A 22,655-nucleotide genomic window follows, 5' to 3' on the forward strand; every position below is an offset into this window, starting at 1 on the left:
CTGCTGCTCGTCCTTCTCGTCCGCTGCGGTCCGCCCGCATCGACCACTGGTCACTCCTCGTCGGCGGTACGCCGCGTACGCGACCACTGGTGACCAGTGGTCGTGACCACGGTCGGCTTGGGAGGATGAGCCCGTGAGCGAGGCGATCAGGTTCTCCGCGACGGTGGAGCTGCACGGCAAGAGCGCGACCGGGATCGAGGTGCCGGCCGAGGTCGTCGAACGGCTCGGTGCGGGCAGGCGGCCCGTCGTGCGCACCACCCTGAACCAGCACACGTACGCGACCACGCTCGGCGTGATGGGCGGGCGGACGCTGCTGCCGGTCAGCGCCGAGCAGCGGACGGCGGCCGGGATCGCCGCCGGTGACGAGGTCGAGGTCGCGCTCGTCGCCGACGACGCACCGCGGACGGTCGAGGTGCCCGACGACCTCGCGGCGGCGGTCGCGGCGGAGCCGGCGGCGCAGGCGACGTTCGACGGGTCCACGCCGAGCCAGCGCAAGGAGTGGGTCCGCTGGGTCACCGAGGCCAAGCGGGACCAGACGCGGACCGACCGGCTCGCCAGGACCGTCGAGGCGCTCGTGGCGGGACGGCGTACGCGATGAGCGGGCTGTTCTTCGACCAGTACGACACCCAGGTCGGGGTCGTCGGGCTCCTGGCCGGACCGGCCGGTCTGCGACGGCTGGGCTGGGGCCTCGAGACGGGAGACGCCTCCCTCGAGCCGGACGAGACCGTGCAGCTCGTGCTCGGCCAGCTGCGGGAGTACTTCGCCGGCCAGCGGCTCGACTTCGACCTGCCGCTCGACCTGGCGCCGCTGGAGCCGACGACGCTCGCCGTCCTCACCGCGCTGCAGGGCGTGCACGCGGGGGAGACCGTCACCTACGCCGAGCTGGCCCGGCGCAGCGGCACGGGCGTGCCGGCGCGGGCCGTCGGGTCAATCATGGCCGCGAACCCGGTGCCCCTCGTGATCCCGTGCCACCGGGTCGTCGCCGCGGACGGGCTCGGCGGCTACTCGGGCGGCGAGCCGGGCCACGAGCTGGAGACGAAGCGGTGGCTCCTGGAGCACGAGGGGGCGCTGCCACCCGCGCTCCTCTGAGGACGCCTGGCAGTCTGAGCCCGTGGACATCTGCGAGCTGATCCTGTCCGACCACCACGAGCAGCGGCGCATGTTCGCCATGCTCGACGACGTGGCCAAGGAGGACACGAAGACCCTCGGTGCCCTGTGGAAGCGCCTCTCGACGATGCTCGAGGTGCACGCGCAGGCCGAGGAGGAGCTGTTCTACCCCGAGCTGCTCAAGCTCGGCGAGCGGCTGCACGACGACGCCGAGGTCGAGGAGACCGAGGACGCGATCGGCGACCACAACGACATCCGCGACGGCATCCTCGCCGCCCAGGACGCCGAGGTCGGCAGCGAGGCCTGGTGGAAGGGCGTCAACGACGCGCGGGAGGCCAACGACGAGCACATGGGCGAGGAGGAGCACGAGGGGCTCAAGGAGTTCCGCGAGCACGTCGACCTCGAGACCCGGCACCGCATCGGCGTGGCCTTCGCCGCGTACGAGGCCGAGCACGTCGACGGGGTCCCGATCGTCGACAAGGACCCCGAGGAGTACGTCCGCGACAACAGCTGAGCCGGGACCGGCGGGCGTCCGCGCCGCTACCGTAAACCCATGAGCGTGCAGCACCAGGCCCTGGCCGCCCGCACCGCGGCGCAGACCCTCGCGACCGCGACCCGGGCGCAGAAGGACGCGGCGCTGCACGCGATGGCCGACGCCCTGTCCAAGGCCGAGACAGCGGTCCTCGAGGCCAACGCCCTCGACGTCGCCCGCGCCGAGCAGGCGGGGATGAGCGCCGCGATCGTCGACCGCCTCCGGCTCACCGCCGACCGCGTTGCCGGCATGGTCGACGGCCTGCGCGACGTCGCCGCCCTGCCCGACCCGGTCGGTGACGTGGTGCGCGGCTGGACCAACGCCAACGGCGTGGAGGTGCGCCAGGTGCGCGTGCCGTTCGGGGTGGTGGGCATGATCTACGAGGCCCGGCCCAACGTCACCGCCGACGCCGCCGGGCTCTGCCTCAAGTCGGGCAACGCCGTGCTGCTGCGCGGCTCCTCCTCGGCCGCGGACTCGAACGCGGCCGTCGTCGAGGCCCTGCGCGACGGGCTCGCCGACGCCGGGCTGCCGGCGGACGCGGTACAGCTCGTGCCCGGCCCGCGCGAGGTCACCGACGAGCTGATGGCCGCGCGCGGCCTCGTCGACGTGCTGATCCCGCGCGGGGGAGCGGGCCTCATCGACCACGTCGTGCGCCACAGCGTCGTCCCGGTCATCGAGACCGGTGTCGGCAACTGCCACCTCTACGTCGACGCCTCCGCCGACCCGGCGACGGCGCTGGCGATCCTGCTCAACGCCAAGACCCAGCGGCCCTCGGTCTGCAACGCGGTCGAGACGCTGCTCGTCCACGCCGACGCCGCGCCGCGCTTCCTGCCCGACGCGCTGGCCGCGCTCGCCGACGCCGGCGTGACCGTGCACGGCGACGAGGCGACCTCGTCGTACGGGCCCGGGGTCGTGCCCGCCGTCCAGGAGGACTGGGACACCGAGTACCTCTCGCTCGACCTCGCGGCCCGCGTGGTGAACTCGCTCGACGAGGCGATCGGGCACGTCCGCGACCACTCGACCGGGCACAGCGAGACGATCGTCACCGACTCGGCGTCGGCGGCGCAGCGCTTCACCGCCGAGGTCGACGCCGCGGCCGTGCTCGTGAACGCCTCGAGCCGGTTCGTCGACGGAGGAGAGTTCGGCTTCGGCGCCGAGATCGGCATCTCCACGCAGAAGCTCCACGCCCGTGGGCCGATGGGTCTGCCCGAGATGACGTCGACCAAGTACGTGGTGACCGGCTCCGGCCAGGTCCGCTGAACCCGTAAACGAACACTTGTTCACATCTGTGGACAAGACGGTGGACGGAGCGGGTGACGCACGCAGGGGCGTGCGCGGGACCCGCTAGAGTGCGGGCATGGAATTCGGACTGGCTCTGCTCGAGACCGAGCGCGAGCTGCCGATCCCCGCATGGGGCTTCGGGCTGATCGCCTTCGTGATCCTGCACGCGCTGCTGTTCATCACGATCGCCGTCGGCAAGGGCCGCCCGCACAGCTGAGCGGATCGAGCCCTGATCATCGCGACGACGACGGTCGCCCCCGCCCCGCCCGGGGTGGCGTGAGCCTCCGGTCGGGCGAGCACGTCCCCTCGACCGGTCTGGCACGGCAGCCGGGCAACGGCCGTCGACACCGTCTCGGCGTCATGGGTGGGACCTTCGACCCCATCCACCACGGCCACCTCGTGGCCGCGAGCGAGGTCGCGGGCCGCTTCGCGCTCGACGAGGTGGTCTTCGTCCCCACCGGGCAGCCGTGGCAGAAGGCCGACCGCGAGGTATCCGCCGCCGAGGACCGCTACCTCATGACCGTCATCGCGACGGCCTCCAACCCCCGCTTCAGCGTGAGCCGCGTCGACATCGAGCGGCCCGGCGACACGTACACCTACGACACGCTGCGCGACATCCGCGAGGAGCGCGGCGACGATGTCGACCTCTACTTCATCACCGGTGCGGACGCGCTCGACCAGATCCTCACCTGGCGCAACGCCGACCAGCTCTTCGACCTGGCCCACTTCGTCGGCTGCACGCGGCCCGGCGTCGAGATCGACACCCCGAACATCGCCCAGCTGCCCCAGGAGCGGGTGACGCTCCTGGAGATCCCCGCGCTCTCGATCTCGTCGACGGCCTGCCGTCGGCGGGTCGCCGAGCAGGAGCCGGTCTGGTACCTCGTGCCCGACGGCGTGGTCCAGTACATCGCCAAGCGCGGTCTCTACCTGACCCCCGGGGACCAGTGAGCCCCGCCCCCGACTTGCCCCCGCCTGGCACGCTGGTCAGGTTGTGCCAGCTCCTGGGGAGTGGCAGCACCCCTGGACGAGAAGAGGCACCATGACCGCCACCGAGCACGCGCTCGCGCTGACCCGCACCGCCGCCGAGGCGGCCGCCGACAAGCTCGGCACCGAGATCGTCGCCTTCGACGTCTCCGACCAGCTCGCCATCACCGACGTCTTCCTGGTCGTGACGGCGAGCAACGAGCGCCAGGTCGGCGCCATCGTCGACGGCGTCGAGGAGGCCCTGCGCGGCATCGGCGAGAAGCCCGTACGCCGCGAGGGCGACCGCGAGCAGCGCTGGGTGCTCCTGGACTACCTCGACGTGGTCGTGCACATCCAGCACAGCGACGAGCGCCGCTTCTACGCCCTCGAGCGGCTCTGGCAGGACACGCCGGGCATCCCGCTCGGGCTCGACGTCCGCCGCTGAGCCGGACGCCGCGATGACCGCGGACCGCCTCGTCCTGTGGCGCCACGGCCAGACCGACTGGAACACCTCCGGACGGTTCCAGGGCCAGGCCGACATCCCGCTCAACGCGACCGGGGTCGAGCAGGCCCGCGACGCCGCCCGGGTGCTCGCCACCCTCGGTGCCGCGCAGCTCTGGTCGAGCGACCTGACCCGTACGCGGCAGACCTCCGCCGCGCTCGGCGAGGCCACCGGTCTCGAGCCACGCCTCGACGAGCGCCTGCGCGAGGTGCACGTCGGCACGTGGGAGGGGCTGCGCGGTCCCGAGATCGCCGAGGTCGAGCCGGAGGCGTGGGCCGCGCTGCGCCGCGGCGAGGACGTCCGCCGCTCCGCGACCGGCGAGACCGTGTCCGAGGTGGGGGAGCGCGTGGCCGGGGCGCTCGTCGAGATCGCCGCGCAGGCGCCCGAGGGGTCCACCGTCGTCGTCACGACCCACGGGCTCGCCGGCCGGGCCGGGCTCTGCCGGCTGCTCGACCTGCCCTTCGGCCTGTGGCGCACGTTCGGGAGCCTGGACAACTGCGCGTGGTCGGTCCTGCACCGCCACCACGCCGGCGGCTACTGGCGGGTCGCCGAGCACAACGTCCGTCCGCTGTCCGTCCGGCAGACGATTTCGTGAGGTCGCACCGGACTTGGTAGTCTTCTCGGGTTGCCGCGGGCCGGGTCACCGGAACGGACGGCACTCCCGCGAGGGGCTTTGGCGCAGTTGGTAGCGCGCTTCCATGGCATGGAAGAGGTCAGGGGTTCGAATCCCCTAAGCTCCACCACCCAGGACCGGCGACGAGTCCGGTGCGGCTCGAAGGCGAGTGGCGTGGCGTCGTCCTCCATGTCCTAGCCGTGACAAGACCGGCGCCCCCGCCTCGGACGTCACCCGGCAGACGAAGTTCTCCCTGCGACCGGGAGTGCGCGAACGCCGTGCGGCTTCCAGCTCAACAAGGCTCCACCCGGACGACCATGTGCGGGGCGCCGTACGAGCGGCTCGCTGCTGCGCTCGTGGCCTCGGGCCAGCGACCCTGCACAGGCCGCTGCACGTCGGGACCCTCCTCGGAAAGGCTCTCCGCCTGCCCGGCCGGCCCGGTGGTGCGGATCAGGCGGCGTGCCTGGTCCTGGGGTTCAGCGGCCGAGGGGCGCCGGGTCCGATGTCGCCTACGCGGAGGAGCGCGAGGCGTTCGGCCAGCAGCGTCTCCAGCTCGGGCAGGGAGCGTCGCTCCCGCAGCATCTCCCAGTGGGTGCGGACGTGCTTGGGGGCTGACACGTCGACCAGGGTCCCGTCCGTCCGGGTGCTGACCGTCCAGCAGACCGGGCAGTCCCACGAGCTCGGCAGGGCCGCGTCCGCGGCGAAGACGACCGAGAAGTGGTGCCGGGCGGGGCAGTCGAAGTCGAGCTGCAGCCGGGGTGAGAGGACGACGCCCTTCTCGCTCTCGTGGCTCTTGTGCCCGAGACCGGCGGCCTTCAGCATCTGGTTGCGCATGACAGGCCTGCTTCCGACGAGGCGGAGGAGGCGCTGGACGCGTCCCTCCTGCCGGCGCCCACCCTAGGCTCGCGACCCTGACAGCACGGGCGACCGGCGCTGCCGCAGCCCGGGGACCCGCACGCCATCTCCAGGGTCGAGCGGACCTGCCCCAGGTGTCCGGGTCCGCCCACCGCGCCTAGCGCACGCCGACGGGGTGCTCGGTCGTCGCCGCCGCGTCGTCGTCAGCTCCCACCTCGGACCCGGTGTCGTCGGACTCGGTGTCGTCGTAGAGGTACGTCTCGTCCTCGTCGCCGTCGTCGCCGATGTCCCAGGCGACCTCCGCCACCGTCCATCGACGCTGGCTCTCACCCTCCATGAAGGCCTCGCTCTCGGTCGTGCCCCATCGTCGCGAGCGGGGGCTGAGCCCGACCTGAGCGACGTCGGCGCCCGGGCCCCGACGGCGACGGCCTTGGGCCGGTGGTCCGACCGGGTCGGTCACCCGGTCGAGCCGTGGCCGCTCGAGGGTGGGGTCCGGACGAGGTAGCCGCCCACGTCGGCGAGCACGGGCCAGCGCGCGATGGTGGCGCGCGTCCGGCTGCTCAGCCCCGGCTGCCTCCGGAACCGGACGACCACGGCGGTGCTCCCGGCCGCCAGGTGGCTGCGGAGGAAGTCCTGCCACTGCGCGTTCTCCGCCCGCCCGGTGTGGTGGTCGGCCCCGGGGCGGAGGTCGTAGGAGTAGCCGCCGGGGTCGACGACCACGGGGCAGCGGCGGTCGAGGTTCCGTCCCAGGGCCCCGGTCTCGATGAGCAGGACCGGGTCGTCGGTCGTCACGCACCCGGGCCGGGCCGCGAGGACCCGGTCCAGGCTGCGGCCCGGGAAGCGGCTCCCGAAGGTCAGCCCCGGCAGAGACGCCGCCCCGTACGCGAGCAGGCCCGCGACGACCACGGCGACGACGACCGGGCGCCCGCGGACGGAGCGGCGGGCCAGGCGCGCGACGCCCGAGCCGACGAGCAGGACGACCGCCGGCGCGGCGAGACCGGTGTAGGCGACCGACCACGGCGGGGAGAGCAGGAGGACGGCCCCGGTGACCGCGAGGAGCACGCAGGCGAGCCGCCCGAGCGGGTCCCGGAGCGCGAGGACGACGAGGACCGCGAGCAGGACGGCTGCCGCCGCGGCTAGGGCCTTGGTGCTCGTGATCCCGCGCAGCTCGGAGAACCCGGCCAGGTCGACCAGACGGCCGGCGAGGCCGCCGTCGACGCGCGGGCGGCCCAGCTGGTCGGAGACGACCATGCGCCACATCGCGCCGGGGGCGGCGAGGAAGAAGGGGAGGCAGACGACCGTCGCCCCGCCGACGGCGCCCGCCAGCACGAGGCCGGCGCGACGCGGCCCGACCCGGGCGACGGACCAGGCGACGACCGCGAGCACGACGGCGGCGCCCCAGATCTTGGTGCCGGTCGCGACGCCGAGCAGGGCCTCGGCCGCGACGAGCGGCGCGGCGGCGCGCTGCGGCGCCCCGGCCGGACGGAGCAGGGCCAGGGCGCCGAGCAGGCACACCGAACCGACCGCCTCCAGCGACGTCGTGTGCTCGCTGACCACGGCGGGCACGAAGACGGCGTAGCAGCCGGCCGCCGCCACCGCGGGCAGCAGCCCGCGCGGACGGAAGACGGCGAAGACCAGGGCCGTGCTCGTCGCGCCCAGCCCGAACCAGGCGAGCCGGGCCGCCGCGAAGCCGTTCGCGTCGCCCAGCAGGCGGCCGAGCCCGGCGAAGGGCAGCAGGGCGGGCACGATGCCCGGCGGGTACAGCAGGAGGAAATCCCGGTACGGCAGGAGCCCGTGCGCGAGAGCCGCCGCCGCGGCGTAGTAGACCGACCCGTCGTAGCCGATCCGGCCGAAGAGCCCACCGCCCCGCAGCACCGTCTCGAGCCGGACGGCGAAGGCCAGCAGCGCGAGGCCCAGGGCCCACACCCACGTCGCCGCACGCGCAGGCGGGGAGCCGGCCACCTCCGGAAGGACGCTCGACGACACCCTGACCTCCTCGGTGCCCTCCGGGTGAGGACGCCCGATCGTCCGCCGCCGCGCCTGTGCAGGAACTGAACGCGCCGTCTCGACGGGCCCGCGGGCACGGACCACCGCTCGGTTCAGGCCGTTCTCAGCGGACCGACGCGAGGGTCCTCGCACCATCACCGCCACCGCAGGAGGAACCTCGTGACCACCACCACCGTGAACGCACCGCCGGGCCGACGCGCGCTCTGGCAGACCAAGGTCCCCCTCATCACGGCCACCTTCTGGGTGATCAAGGTCCTGTCGACGACCGTGGGCGAGACGTTCGCCGACTTCCTCGCCGTGAACGTCGGCCTGGGGCCGGTCGTGACCGACCTCGCGATGCTGGCCGTCCTGGCCGTCGTCCTCACCCTCCAGCTGCGCCGGACGCGCTACACCCCGTGGGCCTACTGGTCGTCCGTCGTGCTCGTCAGCATCGTCGGCACCCAGCTCACCGACTTCTTCACCGACACGCTCGGCGTCAGCCTCTGGGTGAGCACCGCCGTGTTCGCGGTCGTCCTCGCCGTCGTCTTCACCGTCTGGTACCGCCAGGAGCACACCCTGGCCATCACCTCGGTCGACACCCCGCGCCGGGAGCGCTTCTACTGGGGCGCCATCCTCGTCACCTTCGCGCTGGGCACCGCCGCGGGCGACCTCGCCACGGAGGCGCTGAGCCTGGGCTTCCGCAACGGCGTCTGGATCTTCGGCGCGCTGATCGCCCTCACCTACCTCGCGCGTCGTCTGGGCGCGAGCGCCGTGGTCACCTTCTGGGTCGCGTACGTCCTGACCCGACCGCTCGGCGCGTCCCTCGGCGACCTGCTCACCCAGGACACCTCGCTCGGCGGGCTGGGGCTGGGTGCCAGCCTGACCAGCGTCCTCTTCCTCGCCGTGATCGTCGTCCTGGTGGCCCGCGAGCAGCGGCTGGTCAACCGGTTCGGCGTGGCCGAGAAGGGGTCGGGGCCGCTCGGCGGGCGGCGCCGCGACCTCGGCTGGGCCCTGGGCGGAGCCGTCGGCATCACCGTGCTCGGCGTGGTGCTCGCCGGCCTGCACCCGGCGACGACCGCCTCGGCGGGCGGCGCCGCCGGTGCCCCCGTGCCGGCCGGGAGCCCGGCGGTGCACCCGACGACCGGTCTCGGCGACCTCAGCCGGTTCTCGGCGATGGTGTCGTCGGTGCAGGCCAAGATGGCGCAGGACGACCTCGTCGGGGCCAAGGCGAACGTCAAGGACCTCGAGGTGGCGTGGGACAGCGCCGAGGCCGGGCTCAAGCCTCGCGACCCCAAGGACTGGAGCACGCTCGACGGCCAGATCGACGACGTGCTGACCACGCTGCGCGCCGGGAGCCCGGTCCAGGCCGACTGCGCCGCGGCGTTGTCCACGCTCTCGACGACGCTGAGGACGTTCGACGGCGGCTGAGGACCGCGGACGCCTCCCCGCGCGTCAGGGCGGTCCCTGCGCGCGGGGAGGCATCCCGGTCGGGGCCGCCCCGGCGGACGACGGCTCAGACGTCGGGGTCGAGGCGGTACCCGAGGCCGCGGAGCGTGTGGAGGGTGACGAGGCCGAACGGGGTGTCGAGCTTCTTGCGTAGGTAGCCGATGTAGACCTCGACGATGTTGTCGCTGCCCTCGTAGGCGGAGTCCCACACGTTGTCGAGGATCTGCGCCTTGCTGACCACGTCGCCGGCGTTGCGCATGAGGTAGTGCAGCAGCCCGTACTCGCGGGCGGTCAGGGTGATGGGGACGCCGCCGCGGGCGACGGCGCGCCGGGCGGGGTCCAGGACCAGGGTGCCGACGGTGACGAGGACGGGTCGCTCGGGGGCGCCGCGGCGGACGAGCGCGCGCAGCCGGGCCATCAGGATCAGGAAGCTGAACGGCTTGGTGAGGTAGTCGTCGGCGCCGAGGTCGAAGGCGTCGGTCTGGTCGTACTCGCCGTCCTTGGCCGTGAGCATGAGGACCGGGGTCCAGACCTTGCGCCCGCGCAGCTCCTTGAGCACGTCGTAGCCGTTGATCCCGGGCAGCATGATGTCGAGCACGATGGCGTCGTACGGGTTGGCGGTCGCGGCCCAGAGCCCGGTGATGCCGTCGCTGACGACGTCGACGGAGAAACCCTCGGCGACCAGGCCCTCCTTCACCACGCCGGCGAGGCGGTCCTCGTCCTCGACCAGCAGGATCTTCATGTGCGCTCCTCGTCAGGGGTGTCCAGGACGCATCGTCCGCCCTGCCGGCTGAGCCGGACCTGAACGACGCTCCGGGCGCTCCGCCGGTCCCGACGGCCCGCGACGGCGCTCAGGTCCGACTCAGCCGACGTGGTCCACGGTGTCGGGCATGAGGATCGTCGTGGGCGCGGACCAGTACCCCGAGTACATCAACGGGGCCGCCACGTTCACCGCCCGCCTGGCTGCCGGCCTCGCGGAGGCCGGCCACACGGTCGACCTGCTCTGGCCGTCCGCCCGCGGGGAGCGCGAGACCCACCTCGACGGCGCGGTCCGGGTGCACCGGCTGAGCTCGCTCGGCCTGCCGGGTCGCCCGCGGATGCAGGTGCTCGACCCGCGCACGGCGCGCCGCCAGGTGGAGCAGGTCCTGCGGGTCGCCCGCCCCGACGTCGTCCACGTGCAGTCCCACCTCGGGCTGGGCCGCACGCTGATCCGCGCGGCCACCCGCGCGGGGGTGCCGGTCGTCGCCACCAACCACTTCATGCCCGAGAACCTGCTCCACCACGTGCCCGTCGCCCGGACCTTCCCGCAGACCGCGAGCCGGGTGGCCTGGCGCGACCTCGAGCGCGTGTACGCCGACGCCGACCTGCTCAGCGTGCCCACGCAGCGCGCCGCCGACCTGCTGGCCGTCTCGACCTCGCTGCCCGGCGCGGAGGTCGTCTCCTGCGGCATCGACCTCGACCGCTTCGCGGTGCCTGCGGCGCAGCGGGGGGCAGGGGCGCAGCGCGGCACGGGCGCGCCCACGCTGCTCTTCGTCGGCCGACTCGAGCAGGAGAAGCACGTCGACGAGCTGCTGCGCGCGGTCGGCCGGCTGCCGGGCGCGCTCGGCGCGCGCGTGGAGGTCGTGGGGATGGGCAGCCTGCGCCCCGGGCTGGAGGCGCTCGCCGCCGACCTCGGCCTGGCCGGGTCCGTGCGGTTCCTGGTGCGGTGGACGACGAGGTGCTGCTGGCGGCGTACGGCCGGGCCGACGTGTTCGTCATGCCCGGCACCGCCGAGCTGCAGAGCCTCGCCACGCTCGAGGCCATGGCGACCGGGCTGCCCGTCGTCGCCGCCGACGCGATGGCCCTGCCGCACCTCGTGAGACCGGGGGTGAACGGGCACCTCTACGCGCCGGGCGACGTCGAGGGCCTGGCCGGCGCGCTCACCGACCTGCTGGCCGACCCGGTCGGGCGCGCCCGGCTGGGGCTGGGGAGCCGGGTCCTCGCGCAGGACCATGCCCTGCACCGCACGGTCGCGACCTTCGAGGACCACTACGGCCGGCTCGCCGGGACGGCCGCCCGCCCCGCGTGGCCGCGGCGCGGGCTGGCCGTCGCGGCATGAGCGTGGTCTCCCGTCCCGCGCCGGGGAGGAGCATGGGCACCATGACCCGGGAGACGCAGCGACCGGGCCTGCGCCCCGACCTGGCGCTCCGCCGCCCGTGGTCGTTCGACCGGTGGGGCTCGAGGCTCGGCGTCCGGGCGCGCTCGGTCCTCGTCGCCGTCGTGGTGGTCGTCGTCGCCCTCCTGCTCGGGGGGACCGGGCTGGTGTACGCCCTGCAGTCCTCCCTCGAGCAGGCGGTCGAGGCGACCGGGCGGGCCCGGGCCGCGGAGATCGTCTCCCGCATCACGACAAACGGCCTCGACGAGACCGTGGCCGCCCTGGGCGACCAGGCCAGGACCGACGCGGTCACCCTCGTGCTCGACGCCTCGGGGGCCGTGGTCGGCTCGTCGCGCCGTGCGACCACGACCGCCCTGTCGGACCAGCGGCCCGCCGTCGGGGCGTACACCTCGGTCGAGCGCGACATCGACACCCTCAACGAGGGCGGCGAGTGGAAGGTCGTGACCACCGCGCTGACCGCCGACCGGCAGACCTACTACGTCCAGGTCGCGGTGCCCATCACCCTCCAGCGCACCACGGTCCAGACCGTGGCGGTCCTGCTGCTCGCCGGCACGCCTCTGCTCCTGCTCCTGGTCGCGGGGGCGGTGTGGGTGCTGGTCGGCCGCGCCCTGCGCTCGGTCGAGAGCATCCGGACCACGGTCGCCGAGATCGACGCGCGGGCGTTGACCGCCCGCCTCGACGTGCCGCAGACCCAGGACGAGATCGCCGCGCTGGCCACGACGATGAACGCCATGCTCGACCGGCTCCAGGCCTCGGACCGGGCCCAACGCGCCTTCGTGTCCGACGCGAGCCACGAGCTGCGCAGCCCGCTGGCCACCCTCAGCACGGCGGCCGAGCTCGCCGGGCGGACGCACGACGAGGAGGTCCGCACCCGGCTCCTGGGCACGATGAACGCCGAGCTGGACCGGATGCGCGAGCTGGTCGGGAACCTGATGTCGCTCGCCCGGGCGGAGTCGCCCGACGCCGTCGGTGCCGTCGTCGAGGTCGACCTCGACGACCTCGTCGACCACGAGGTCCGGCGGCTGCGCACCACGAGCGCCCTCCGGGTCGAGGGCCACGTCGAGCCGGTCCGGGTCCGGGCCGACCTGTCGCGGGTGGCGCAGCCGCTGCGCAACCTCGTGGACAACGCCGAGCGGCACGCCGACACCCAGGTGGCCCTCACCGTGACCACGCGGGGTGACGAGGCCGTGATCTGGGTCGACAACGACGGGCCGGAGGTCGACCCGGCCGACCGCGAGCGTGTCTTCGAGCGGTTCGTCCGTCTCGACGTCAGCCGCTCGCGCGACGTGGGCGGCAGCGGCCTGGGCCTGGCGATCGCCCGCGCGGCCGTCGCCTCGCAGGGCGGACGGGTCCAGGTCGTCGACCACCCGCGCGCCTGGTGCCGGTTCGAGATCGTGCTCCCGCTGGACCCGGCCGACGCCTCGACCGGCGCCGTCGACGACCCCCGCCCGCTCCCGTCCGAAGACTCCCCCTGATGCTCACGCCCACCTGCGCGCTCTCCTCCCTGGTCCTGGCCCCGCTCCTGCTGCCGGGCTGGATGGACCCCGAGACCCTCATCCGCGCGTTCGGGCCGTACGTGCTGTGGGGCGTGGCCTTCGTCGTCTTCGCCGAGTGCGGTCTCTTCGCCGTGCTTCCGGGCGACTCGCTGCTCTTCACGGTCGGGCTCTTCGTCGCGAGCGGCGCGATCGGGCACTCCATGCTCTTCGTGTGCACCGTCGTCACCGCCTGCGCGATCGCGGGCAACGTCACCGGCTACTGGCTCGGCCGGCTGATCGGGCCGCCGCTGTTCAAGCCGCGGCGCGGGCTGGTCGGCAGGATCCTCGACCCGCGCCACGTCGCCCGGACCGAGGCCTTCTTCGACCGCTACGGCAACCGTGCGCTGATACTGGCGCGCTTCGTCCCCGTGGTGCGGACCTTCGTGACGCTCGTCGCCGGCGTGGGCCGGATGAGCTTTCGCCGCTTCATCACCTACACCGCGATCGGCGGCGTCCTGTGGGCGTGCGGGGTGACCGTCGCCGGCTACTACCTGGGCTCGGTGCCGCTGATCCGCGACAACGTCGACGCGGTGCTGGTCCTGATCGTCCTCGTCTCCCTGGTCCCGATGGGCGTCGAGTGGTTGCTGCACCGTCGTCGCGCCCGGCTCGAGGGCTCCGGCACGCCGTGACGCCGGGCGTCGCGCGCAGGACGCGGGTGACGCAGGCCCGGGGGAGTGCCCGGTGACGACGCTGTCGGTGCACCTGGTCGTCGCCCTCGCCGTCCTCACGGCGCTGGCCGTCGTGGTCGCGGCGCTCAGCCGGCTGGGGACGGCGCGGCCCGACGCGGTGGCCGTGGCGCGGGCGGTCGGCCAGCTCGCGCTGGTCTCGCTCGTGCTGACCGCCGTGCTCGGCCGGGTCGTGTGGTCGCTGGCCTTCGCGGTGGTGATGCTCGGGGTCGCCGTCGCGACGTCGGCCCGCCGGATCGGCGCCGGCCGAGCCTGGCCCTGGGTCCTGGTCGCCGTCGCGTCCGGCGCGGTGCCCGTCCTGGTGGTGATCTTCGCCTCGGGCGCCGTGCCCTGGACCGGTCCGGCGATCGTCCCCATGGCCGGGATCGTCATCGGCGGCTGCATGAGCGCCAGCAGCCTCAACGGTCGTCGCTGCTTCGCCGCGCTGCGCGAGGAGCGGGACACCTACGAGGGGGCGCTCGCCCTCGGGCTCGAGGTCCCCGTCGCGATCCGCCTGGTCATCAGCCGGCACCGGTCCGAGTCCCTCGTGCCCGGCCTCGACCAGACCCGTACGGTCGGTCTGGTCACGCTGCCGGGTGCCTTCGTCGGGGTCCTGCTCGGCGGCGGGAGCCCGGCCCAGGCCGGGGCCGCCCAGCTGCTGGTCCTGGTCGGGCTGCTCGCGGCCCAGACCGTCGTGGTCGTGGTCGGCTCGTGGCTCGTGGAGCGCGGCCGGCTGGTCCCGACCGACCTGGTCGCGGCCACGCGTCGCCGCGGCGGTCCCGTCGAGCCGTGGCCGGCCGAGGGCGCTCAGCCCGGGCTCAGGTGAGCCCTCCCAGACTAGGCCGAGCGGCCACCGGCCCCGAACGCCTGCACCACGGGGCCCGGGCGGGACCGCGGCGCCGAGACCACCGTCGCGCTCGGGCCCCCAGCGACCCCGCGCCCCGAAGGACCACCCGTGAGCTCTCCCTCCACCGGCACGTTCGCTGCCGCCAACCCGTACGCCGGCCGGGCCAGCGCCGCGTCCCTGGCGGCGAAGGTTCCGGCGATCACCGCCCTGTTCTGGGTCCTCAAGACCCTCACCACGGGGATGGGGGAGGCGCTGTCGGACTACCTGGCTGGGTCGAACCTCGTCCTGGCCGTCTCCGTCGGCGTCCTCGGGCTGGCGGCCGCGCTCTGGCTCCAGCTGCGCACCCGCCACTACGTCGCCGGTGTCTACTGGCTCGCCGTCGCCATGGTCGCCGTCTTCGGGACCATGGCCGCCGACGCGGTGCACCTGGTCGGCCTGCCGTACGCGGTGACGACCGTCTTCTACCTCGCCGTGGTCGTCTGCCTCTTCCTGGTCTGGCGCCGCAGCGAGGGCACCCTGTCGATCCACAGCATCACGACGCGGCGCCGCGAGCTCTTCTACTGGGCCACGGTCCTGGCCAGCTTCGCGCTGGGCACCGCCGCGGGTGACCTCACCGCCGACCAGCTGCGGCTCGGCTACCTCCCCTCGGTGGCGGTGTTCGCGGTGGCGATCGCCGTGCCCGCGCTGGGCTGGCGCTTCTTCCGCATGAACCCGGTCGTCGCCTTCTGGGTCGCCTACGTCCTCACCCGCCCGCTCGGCGCCTCGGTCGCCGACTGGCTGGGCAAGCCCGCCTCGCACGGCGGGGGCCTGGGCCTGGGCGACGGAACCGTCGCGGCCACGGCCGGAGGCGTCATCGTCGTGCTCGTCGCCTACCTCTCGATCCGCCGCAGCGACGTGCAGGCCGTCGAGGCGCCGGCCTGATGCCGCACCCGGGGGCGGGCGCCCTGCCGCTCCTGGCCGTCGGGCTGGCGACGCTGGGCGCCGTCCTGTTCGGTCTCGCCGCCGTCCGCCAGCACGGTGCGGTCCGATCCACGCTGTCCGCCGGTCGCGACCGTCCCTCGGGGCCCGAGCCGGGTCCGGCGGGCAGGGCTCGCCTCCTCGCCGGGTGGGCCGTCGTGAGGTCGCTCCTGCGGAACCGCGCGTGGCGCGTCGGCGTCGGCCAGGCCGGCCTCGGGGGCGTGCTGCACGTCGCGGCGCTCACGCTGGCGCCGATCACGCTCGTGCAACCCGTCGGGGTGCTCGCGGTCCCGGTGACGGTGGTCCGCTCCGCCCTCGGCCGCGGCCGGCGCCCCGGCGCCGCGCAGGTCGTCGGCGCCGCGGTCAGCGTCGTCGGGGTCGCGGCACTGACCGTGGTCCTGCTGGTCCCCGGCACGCACGCGGCCGTGCTGCCCCTCTGGACGACGCTCGCCGGCGCCGTGGCCGCGGTGGTCGGCGCCGCAGCGGTGCTGAGCGCGGCGCTGCGTCGAGCGCCGGAGCTCGTGGGCTGCGTCGCCCGGGCCACGAGCGCAGCCGCCCTGTTCGGGCTCACCTCGCTGCTGGTCCGGACGCTGGGTCAGGTGGCGACGACGAGGCCCGGCGGCTGGTTGCCGCTGACGGTCGTGGCCGTCCTCGGTCTCGCCTCGGCGCTCCCGCTCGGCCTGTGGTGCACGCAGGGCGCGTACGCCGTCGGCGCGCCCCAGGTGGTCGTCTGCTGCCTGACCCTCGTCGACCCGGTCACCGCCGTCGTCGGGGGGCGGCTCCTGCTGCGCGACGGTGCCGCCCTCGGCGGCGTGACCCTGCTCCTCGCGGTGGGCTGCGGGCTCCTCGCCGCCGTCGGCGTGGTCCTCCTCGCCGCGCACGGGCCCGAGGCGGGCCGGCTCCCCGCAGCAGAGCGCCCCTGACGCGTGCCGCACGACCGGGCACCCGCTGCTCCTAGCGACCGCCGGGACGACCGCTCCTGACCGGCTCGCGACGACCAGCCGCCCGCTGCACCCGCCACTCGCGCCACGTCAGCGCGACGACCAGGGCGTCGAAGACCGTGAGGGCGACCAGGCCGGGCGACGGCGAGAGGACGATCCGGTAGAGCTGGTAGGCGATGAAGGCGAGCAGCACGCCGATCATCCAGGGGTAGGCCCAGATCTTGTTGCGGAGCAGCGCCACGACGAGCACGACCTTCACGAGGCCGTGGACCAGCAGGTACACGGCCCCGAAGAGCACCGCGTCGCCGTTCAGGCCGTCGGAGGTGCGCAGCAGGGAGCGGGCCACGACGTCGTCCGGGTCCTCGGAGAGCTCGCCCAGGGTGAGGTCGGCGACCCAGCGGTGGAGGCGGTCCGGGCCGACGAGCAGCAGGAGCAGGCCGCCGACGAGCTCGGCGGCGCCGTTGAGCCCTTTCGCGACGATCCCGATCGCGAAGAGGCGGTCGAGCCAGCCGCGCGGCCGGAACCGCTCGGCGGTGACGGGTTGCCGGTCCACGTCGGCACCGTGCCGTCCCACGGCGGCGCCGTCGCTCATGCGTCGGGTCCGGAGCAGACGTCGGACGTGTCGGCCGGGGCGGGCACGTCGTCCATGGCGGTCATCGTCCTCTCTCGGGGAGCGTGAGGTAGAAGAAGTCCCGCTGGTCGGGCTGGAGGTAGCGGTTCGCGTCGTGCGCCATCGACGCCAGGAGCTTCGTGGGGGTGTCGGCGCCGTGCGCGTGCTCCCACACGGCGAAGAACGGGAAGCCGTCGTGGACGTCGAGCTGCATCGCCCGTACGGCGCCGGCGTCGCGCAGGGCCTGGGCGAGGACCTCGAGCGTCATGCCGGAGCCCGCGACGTAGACGAGGTCGCCCGAGCGGTCCACGCCGATCCCCGAGCGGTAGGTGAACTGGTGCTGGTTGTCGCGGTAGCCCCACTGGTGGTTCCGGTTGGAGCCCAGCCCGGCCGCGACCTGGCCCTGGTCGACCACCAGCGCCAGGTTCTGGCGTGCGGCGACGACGTCGCTCGAGACGCCGAAGTCCCGACCCCAGACCCCGACGTCGACCCGACCACGGCCGTCGACGACGGCGGTGGCCTGCCCGGGCTGCAGCCGCGGCCAGGTCTGGTTCCCGATCCTGAAGCCGCCCGAGATGTCCTGGGTCCGCCAGCCGGAGTTGAAGGTCGCCACCAGGGCGGGCACGTCGCGCGGCGGCACGTCGGCGTGACCCGGCCAGGCCGCGCCTCCCGGGATGGTCGTCCCGGCGACCAGGTGGGCCGTCACGCTCGTGCTCCGCACCCAGGCCACGGCCGCGACCACCCCGGCGTGCTCGGGGTCGGGCCGGACGAACGCGGTGGCGAGCAGGACCGCCCCGCGGGCGTCGAGCCGCCTCACCTGCCACGTCCTTTCGCCGGCCACGGCGCGTCCGCCGTAGGCGTCGACGAGCTGCGGCAGCGCTGCTGCGCCATCGCGGCTCGGTGCGGACGCCGTGCTCACCGTGGGCAGGTCGCGAGCCTCGGGAGGCCTGTCGGAGGGTGGGTGCAGCCCGTACCAGAGGTTCTCGGCGGTGTCGACGAGCGGTGAAGCACCCCGGTCCCGCAGCCAGTCGACCGTGCGGGTCGTCCAGGCCGCGTCCCCTGGTGCCGTCAGCGCCTGGACGTAGGAACGGGCCGGCAGGACCGCTGCCATCAAGGCCGCGACCAGGACGACGACCGCCAGACGGGCCCGAGACGCTCGCCGACCGGGACCCCTGGACGGTGCGGGGTGCCCGTCCCGGCTCTCGGGCTGGTCCATGGTCCCTGCTCCTTCCGCCGTCCTCGTGCTCGAGGGCTCGTGGTCGGACCAGCCTGGGTGGAGCCCGCTGAAGGAGGCCTGAGCCTCGTCCAGGTCGGCCCGGGGCCGGACCTCGTCGGAGGCTCGCGGTGGTCTGCCCGCCTCCCTCTCCGACGCGGCAGGAGGACGCGTGGGGCCCGTGATCGGGATCTTCACCTGCTCGGGTGGGGACGGCCCGGGCCCGGGTGCGGGCCGGGCGAGGCAGGAGGTCGGTCCTGGGCTCGGGCTGACCAGAGCCCGCGGCCCGGCCGGGCCTTCCCACCGGTGACCGATGATGGGGCGGTGCCCCGCCGTGTCGCTCCCCGCCCGGAGCGGGCCGCGCTCGCGGCCTGCGTGACCCTGGGCCTGGTGGCCGCCTGCGGCACCGGCCAGGGTGCTGACCCCACCCCCGCGGCCGAGGCGCGTCCGCCGCTGTCCGGGCAGTTCACGCCCCGCCGGCTGCCGAGGCCCGTGCCGACCGCGGCCGAGCCGGCCGCCTCCCCGGTGACCACGACCACCCCGGCCGGGCGCACGATCGAGATCGGCAACGCCCCGGAGGGCATCGTGGCCGACGCGACCACCCGCCGTGTGGTGGTCGCGGTGCGCGGCCCCGACGAGCTGGTCCTGCTCGACCCGACCACGCTCGCCGTCCGGGGCCGTACGCCGTTGCCCGGCTCCCTGCGTCATCTCCAGCTCGCCGCGGCGGGCGGTCCCGTGCTCGTGCCGGACGAGAGCTCGACCTCGCTGCTGCGGGTGGCGCTGCCGTCGGGGCGGGTGCTGTCACGCACCCCGACCGGGGCGATGCCGCACGACGCGAACCAGGCGCCGAACGGGACCGTGCTGGTGGCCGACGAGGCGGGCGCGACGCTCACGGCGATCCGGGACGACCGCGTCGTCGCCACCTTCACCGACGTGACCCAGCCCGGCGGCATCGCGCACGTGGGGGACGTGTTCGGGGTGGTCGACGTCGGCGAGAACACGATCACCTTCGACGACGCCGCGACCCTGCAGCCGCTGACGGAGCTCTCCGCGGGCGACGGCCCGACCCACGTCGTCGCCGACAAGCACGGACGGCTGGTGGTCGTCGACACGAGAGGGGGAGCGCTGCTGCTCTACTCCGCGCCCCCGCAGGCGGCCCAGGTCGCCCGGGTCGCGCTGCCCGGCCAGCCGTACGGGGTGGCCTACGACGCCCGCCGCGACGAGCTGTGGGTCACCGTGACCGCGAGCAACGAGCTGGTGCGTCTGGACCTGTCGGGAGACCAGCCGCGCGAGACGGCCCGCTACCCGACCGTCCAGCAGCCGAACACCGTCGCGGTGGACGAGACCACGGGCCGGGTCTTCGTCACCGGGACCACGCCCGGGCTGCTGCAGGTCGTCGACCCCTGACGGATCCCCACCGCGGGTGCGGGCCCGCCCGGGTCCCCGCGCGCTACGAGGCGGGGGAGTCACCCGCCGTACGCCGGGCGATCCGCCGCACGCTCTGACCCAGCTCGTCGAGCCGGGCCGTCTGGACGTCGTCGAGGTCCTGGTCGGCCACGGTGGCGTCGAGGCGACGGAGCTGGTCGAGCACGGCCGGCCGTTGCTCGGTCGACGCGTGCCAGGCCAGGTCCTCCAGCAGCGTGTAGAGCCGGGAGAGCACCTGGACGTCGGCCTTCCCGTACGAGCGGGGCTGGGCGACGCAGACCTCGAGCAGCTCGGCGAAGGCGGGTCGGTGCAGCACGACGCGCGCCTGGTCGTCGTCGTCGGTGAGGACGAGCGGGTCCAGCCGGTAGGTGGTCAGCTCGACGAGGAGGGCCGACATCTGGCCCAGCCCGTGGACCGCGGTCGTGGGGTCGTTGACGCCGGGGGAGAGGGCCTTGTTCACGATGTCGGTGACTTGCCGCAGCCCGTAGCCGACGTCCTGCGCGGCTGTGCGCTCGGGACCCTGGTTCACGGCCCCGGCCACGTCGGCCGCCAGCCGGTCCAGGGTCTCGGGGTCCAGCGGGCTCTCGCTGCGCGCCCAGACGCGACCGAGGGGGGTCCCCTGGACGACGAAGCTGCCGGGGTGGCGTTCGATGACGACACGCGCGTCGGCCCTGGTCGCGACGCCGACGAGGTCGTCCTGGTCGATGCTGGTCAGGAAGCCCGACGACCGGGCCCAGAGGACCTGGGCCGAGTGGGGCGGAGCTGGGGCCGGAGTGCCCTCGGCGGGGTCGTCGCGGCGCGTGAGGTTGGTCTGCATGGTGCCGACGGCGTCGTCGTAGACGTGCTGCAGCATCGTCTCGACCCGGATCTGGCGGGTCAGGTGCGCGAGGAAGAGGGTCAGGGACACGACGCTGGCCACGGCCAGGAGGAAGGCGATCGTGACCGAGATCCGCGGGACGAAGACGACGCCACCCTCGGAGGCGGAGCGCACCGAGCGGAGCACGGTCAGTGAGAAGGTGAACGTGGCCAGGAAGATCGCCAGGGTGACCTGGACGAACAGGTCCTGGGTGAAGGTCCGCAGGAGCCGCGGGGAGAACTGGCTGCTCGCGAGCTGCAGGGTGACCACCGTCAGCGAGAAGGTCAGCGACGTCACGGTGATCAGGGAGCTGGAGACGGCGCTCAGCACGGTCCGGGCGGCGCCGGGGTCGCCGTTGAACACCAGGGTGTCGAGGACGCCGGGGAGCTGCTCGTCGATGCGGACGTCCAGCAGAGGGACCAGGATCCCGGCCGCGACCGCGAGGACGACGCCGAAGATCGGGAGCGGCCACAGCTGGGTCCGTACGCCGTCCTGGACCGTCTGGGCGGCGCGTCGGATCGACAGGTTCATGGGGTGGGGGCCTTCCGGTCGGGAGCGTGGTCTGAGGTCGGGGTGCGCGCGGGGGCCGGGGGCCAGCCCTCGCGCTGACGGGCGCGGTCGCCGTCGCCGTCCTCGGTCTGGTCGTGGAGCAGCACCTGCTGGGTCGGCAGCGGCAGGTCCACACCGGCACCGACCAGGGCCGGCTTGAGGGCGCTCAGCACCTGGTCCTGCACCTCGACGGCCTCGCGCCGGGCGGGCGGGCTGATCCAGAAGCGCACCTCGAGGTCGACGGTGAAGTCGCTGAGCGCCGTGACGAGCACGGTGGGGGCGGGGTCGTCGGCGACGCCCGGCAGCGTCGCGACCGTGCTCAGCACGACCCGCTTGGCGACGTCGATGTCGTCGCCGTACCCGATCCCCACGACGACGCTGAGCCGGCGCCGGGGGTACGCGGTGTTGACCGTGACCCGGTTGGTGTAGAGCTCGCTGTTGGGGATCACGACCCGGCGGTTGTCGTACGTCCGCAGGGTGGTGGCCCGCACCGCGATGTCCTCGACCGTGCCCTCGTGGCTGCCCGTGACGATCTGGTCGCCGATCCGGAACGGCCGGGTGAGCAGGATCAGCATCCCCGAGAGCAGGTTCTGCAGGACGTCCTTGAAGGCGAAGCCGATGGCGACGCTCCCGATCCCGAGCGCGCCGAACACCGAGGCGGGCGTCACCCCGGGGAAGACGATGACCAGACCGACGAGCACTCCGAGCCCGACCGTTCCCCAGGTCGTCAGCCGGCCCAGGACGATCTGGACCCCCTTGGGCTGGCCGGCGCGGGTGACGACCGAGCGCACCAGCCGCGCGAGCAGCCGGGCGAGGAGCCAGAAGAGCAGCAGCAACGCCAGCGCCACGGCCACGTTCGGGAGCGCGAGCACGACCGTCCGGCCCAGGGCGCGCAGCCGGTCGAGCAGGACGTCGCCGTCGATCACCGCGCGAAGGCCTTGCGGGTGGCCTTGATCACGACCCCGGCGCTCGCGGCCCCGGTGATCCCGCCCACGGCCGCACCGGCGCCGAACGGCAGGAGCCGGGCCAGCGAGAGGGCGACCTGGGTGACCCCGAACTTCGCGAGGAACCGGCCCCGGAGCTGCCGGCCGACCTGCTGCACCACCTGGGCCGGGACCCCGTTTGCGAGCAGCGTGCCCCACCGGGCGTCGGAGTTGCCGAGCGCCTTCTCCACCAGCGCGGTCCCGTCCTTCCCGAGGAGCACGGCCATCAGGAGCACCCGCCTCCGGTCGACGTCGTCGACCGCGACGCCGGTGGCCTCGGCGTAGGACAGCACGTAGAGCATCGTGGCCTCGAGGGTGGCCAGGACCTGCGCGCCCGACAGCGCGACGCCGGCCGCGGTGCCGAAGCCGGGCACGATCGCGGAGGCGCCGACCGCCGCGCTCGAGCCGGCCACGGTCGAGCGGTACTGCCGGTCGAGGCGCTTCAGCAGCGCCGTGCCGCTCTTGCCGCCGCCGAAGCGGGCGACGTGGCGCCGGGCGAGGTCGGCGTTCATCGAGACCGCGCGGTTCAAGGCGCGCTCGACCAGCCCGTCACGGTCGTCGGAGCCCTCCTCGGCGGAGGGTCCTCGGGGGGCGGCGGGGTCGGTCATGGCTCGGTCCTGTCTGGTCGGCGTCC

24 protein-coding genes, 1 tRNA gene and 1 pseudogene are annotated in these 22,655 nt (G+C 74.3%); 17 read left to right on the forward strand and 9 right to left on the reverse strand.

The window, feature by feature from the left end; translation table 11 throughout:
- The first annotated feature begins 133 nt into the window (after nucleotides 1-133).
- From BLU42_RS03130 to BLU42_RS03165, 9 genes are all read left to right on the forward strand, one after another.
- Nucleotides 134-598 (forward strand): YdeI/OmpD-associated family protein, encoded by a 465-nt coding sequence (locus BLU42_RS03130; protein ID WP_231918416.1) that lies wholly within the window; start codon nucleotides 134-136, stop codon nucleotides 596-598.
- Nucleotides 595-1,089, forward strand: a complete 495-nt coding sequence (locus tag BLU42_RS03135) for a methylated-DNA--[protein]-cysteine S-methyltransferase (RefSeq protein WP_091073217.1) — start codon at nucleotides 595-597, stop codon at nucleotides 1,087-1,089. The genes BLU42_RS03130 and BLU42_RS03135 overlap by 4 nt, the downstream gene beginning before the upstream one ends.
- Before the next feature lie 22 nt (nucleotides 1,090-1,111).
- Nucleotides 1,112-1,621, forward strand: a complete 510-nt coding sequence (locus BLU42_RS03140) for a hemerythrin domain-containing protein (protein ID WP_091073218.1) — start codon at nucleotides 1,112-1,114, stop codon at nucleotides 1,619-1,621.
- A gap of 39 nt (nucleotides 1,622-1,660) precedes the next feature.
- Complete coding sequence (locus BLU42_RS03145) at nucleotides 1,661-2,899, forward strand: glutamate-5-semialdehyde dehydrogenase (protein ID WP_091073219.1); 1,239 nt, start codon at nucleotides 1,661-1,663, stop codon at nucleotides 2,897-2,899.
- Between the two features lie 97 nt (nucleotides 2,900-2,996).
- Nucleotides 2,997-3,137, forward strand: coding sequence for a hypothetical protein (locus BLU42_RS20810; protein WP_172825742.1), 141 nt, complete (start codon nucleotides 2,997-2,999; stop codon nucleotides 3,135-3,137).
- Nucleotides 3,138-3,196: 59 nt separating this feature from the next.
- Nucleotides 3,197-3,868, forward strand: a complete 672-nt coding sequence (gene nadD, locus BLU42_RS03150) for a nicotinate-nucleotide adenylyltransferase (protein WP_269458012.1) — start codon at nucleotides 3,197-3,199, stop codon at nucleotides 3,866-3,868.
- A 91-nt stretch (nucleotides 3,869-3,959) separates the two neighbouring features.
- A complete protein-coding gene (gene rsfS, locus BLU42_RS03155; RefSeq protein WP_091073221.1) occupies nucleotides 3,960-4,328 on the forward strand; it encodes a ribosome silencing factor in 369 nt (122 codons plus the stop codon).
- A 13-nt stretch (nucleotides 4,329-4,341) separates the two neighbouring features.
- Nucleotides 4,342-4,980: a histidine phosphatase family protein gene (locus BLU42_RS03160; RefSeq protein WP_091073222.1), complete on the forward strand. Its 639-nt coding sequence runs from the start codon at nucleotides 4,342-4,344 to the stop codon at nucleotides 4,978-4,980.
- A gap of 72 nt (nucleotides 4,981-5,052) precedes the next feature.
- Nucleotides 5,053-5,128: transfer RNA gene (locus BLU42_RS03165), tRNA-Ala, on the forward strand.
- A 320-nt stretch (nucleotides 5,129-5,448) separates the two neighbouring features.
- On the opposite strand, the gene BLU42_RS03170 is transcribed toward BLU42_RS03165, so the two are convergent.
- The 3 genes from BLU42_RS03170 to BLU42_RS03175 form a co-directional block, all read right to left on the reverse strand.
- Nucleotides 5,449-5,832, reverse strand: coding sequence for an RNA polymerase-binding protein RbpA (locus BLU42_RS03170; RefSeq protein WP_091073223.1), 384 nt, complete (start codon nucleotides 5,830-5,832; stop codon nucleotides 5,449-5,451).
- 178 nt (nucleotides 5,833-6,010) lie between these two features.
- Nucleotides 6,011-6,160 carry a hypothetical protein gene (locus BLU42_RS20440; protein WP_157719741.1) on the reverse strand — a complete coding sequence of 50 codons (150 nt, stop codon included), beginning with the start codon at nucleotides 6,158-6,160 and terminating at the stop codon, nucleotides 6,011-6,013.
- Between the two features lie 149 nt (nucleotides 6,161-6,309).
- The gene (locus BLU42_RS03175; RefSeq protein WP_091073224.1) at nucleotides 6,310-7,839 is read right to left on the reverse strand and encodes a hypothetical protein; all 1,530 of its coding nucleotides are present in this window, start codon (nucleotides 7,837-7,839) and stop codon (nucleotides 6,310-6,312) included.
- A gap of 180 nt (nucleotides 7,840-8,019) precedes the next feature.
- Between BLU42_RS03175 and BLU42_RS03180 the strand changes: the two genes are divergently transcribed.
- Nucleotides 8,020-9,267, forward strand: coding sequence for a COG4705 family protein (locus BLU42_RS03180; protein WP_091073225.1), 1,248 nt, complete (start codon nucleotides 8,020-8,022; stop codon nucleotides 9,265-9,267).
- An 85-nt stretch (nucleotides 9,268-9,352) separates the two neighbouring features.
- Here BLU42_RS03180 and BLU42_RS03185 read toward each other — a convergent pair whose 3' ends face one another.
- The gene (locus BLU42_RS03185; RefSeq protein WP_091073226.1) at nucleotides 9,353-10,027 is read right to left on the reverse strand and encodes a response regulator transcription factor; all 675 of its coding nucleotides are present in this window, start codon (nucleotides 10,025-10,027) and stop codon (nucleotides 9,353-9,355) included.
- Nucleotides 10,028-10,175: 148 nt separating this feature from the next.
- Between BLU42_RS03185 and BLU42_RS21765 the strand changes: the two are divergent.
- The 6 genes and pseudogenes from BLU42_RS21765 (at nucleotide 10,176) to BLU42_RS03215 (ending at nucleotide 16,367) form a co-directional block, all read left to right on the forward strand.
- Nucleotides 10,176-11,383: pseudogene (locus BLU42_RS21765) on the forward strand (glycosyltransferase).
- Nucleotides 11,384-11,424: 41 nt separating this feature from the next.
- On the forward strand, nucleotides 11,425-12,915 hold the full coding sequence (locus BLU42_RS03195) for a sensor histidine kinase (RefSeq protein WP_157719742.1): 1,491 nt from the start codon (nucleotides 11,425-11,427) through the stop codon (nucleotides 12,913-12,915).
- Nucleotides 12,915-13,604, forward strand: a complete 690-nt coding sequence (locus BLU42_RS03200) for a DedA family protein (RefSeq protein WP_091073228.1) — start codon at nucleotides 12,915-12,917, stop codon at nucleotides 13,602-13,604. Before BLU42_RS03195 ends, BLU42_RS03200 begins: the two co-directional genes overlap by 1 nt.
- A gap of 52 nt (nucleotides 13,605-13,656) precedes the next feature.
- Nucleotides 13,657-14,466 (forward strand): ABC transporter permease, encoded by an 810-nt coding sequence (locus BLU42_RS03205; protein ID WP_091073229.1) that lies wholly within the window; start codon nucleotides 13,657-13,659, stop codon nucleotides 14,464-14,466.
- Between the two features lie 129 nt (nucleotides 14,467-14,595).
- Nucleotides 14,596-15,408, forward strand: a complete 813-nt coding sequence (locus tag BLU42_RS03210; RefSeq protein WP_197680595.1) for a COG4705 family protein — start codon at nucleotides 14,596-14,598, stop codon at nucleotides 15,406-15,408.
- Nucleotides 15,408-16,367 carry a hypothetical protein gene (locus BLU42_RS03215; protein WP_091073230.1) on the forward strand — a complete coding sequence of 320 codons (960 nt, stop codon included), beginning with the start codon at nucleotides 15,408-15,410 and terminating at the stop codon, nucleotides 16,365-16,367. The genes BLU42_RS03210 and BLU42_RS03215 overlap by 1 nt, the downstream gene beginning before the upstream one ends.
- Before the next feature lie 31 nt (nucleotides 16,368-16,398).
- Here the strand turns inward: BLU42_RS03215 and BLU42_RS03220 are convergent, their stop codons facing one another.
- The gene (locus BLU42_RS03220) at nucleotides 16,399-16,938 is read right to left on the reverse strand and encodes a DUF2127 domain-containing protein (protein WP_157719743.1); all 540 of its coding nucleotides are present in this window, start codon (nucleotides 16,936-16,938) and stop codon (nucleotides 16,399-16,401) included.
- 100 nt (nucleotides 16,939-17,038) lie between these two features.
- Nucleotides 17,039-18,106, reverse strand: a complete 1,068-nt coding sequence (locus BLU42_RS20445; RefSeq protein ID WP_157719744.1) for a phosphodiester glycosidase family protein — start codon at nucleotides 18,104-18,106, stop codon at nucleotides 17,039-17,041.
- Between the two features lie 426 nt (nucleotides 18,107-18,532).
- On the opposite strand from BLU42_RS20445, the gene BLU42_RS20450 reads away from it, so the two are divergent.
- The gene (locus BLU42_RS20450; protein ID WP_157719745.1) at nucleotides 18,533-19,615 is read left to right on the forward strand and encodes a YncE family protein; all 1,083 of its coding nucleotides are present in this window, start codon (nucleotides 18,533-18,535) and stop codon (nucleotides 19,613-19,615) included.
- A 43-nt stretch (nucleotides 19,616-19,658) separates the two neighbouring features.
- Here the strand turns inward: BLU42_RS20450 and BLU42_RS03235 are convergent, their stop codons facing one another.
- The 3 genes from BLU42_RS03235 to BLU42_RS03245 are packed head-to-tail and all read right to left on the reverse strand — an operon-like array spanning nucleotide 19,659 to nucleotide 22,629.
- A complete protein-coding gene (locus BLU42_RS03235; RefSeq protein ID WP_091073234.1) occupies nucleotides 19,659-21,020 on the reverse strand; it encodes a DUF2254 domain-containing protein in 1,362 nt (453 codons plus the stop codon).
- Entirely contained in the window at nucleotides 21,017-21,964 is a 948-nt protein-coding gene (locus BLU42_RS03240) for a mechanosensitive ion channel family protein (RefSeq protein WP_091073235.1), read from the reverse strand. Before BLU42_RS03240 ends, BLU42_RS03235 begins: the two co-directional genes overlap by 4 nt.
- Complete coding sequence (locus tag BLU42_RS03245) at nucleotides 21,961-22,629, reverse strand: hypothetical protein (protein ID WP_091073236.1); 669 nt, start codon at nucleotides 22,627-22,629, stop codon at nucleotides 21,961-21,963. The genes BLU42_RS03240 and BLU42_RS03245 overlap by 4 nt, the downstream gene beginning before the upstream one ends.
- Nucleotides 22,630-22,655 lie beyond the last annotated feature (26 nt).

This window comes from Microlunatus sagamiharensis, from assembly GCF_900105785.1.
GTDB classification, from domain to species: domain Bacteria; phylum Actinomycetota; class Actinomycetes; order Propionibacteriales; family Propionibacteriaceae; genus Microlunatus; species Microlunatus sagamiharensis.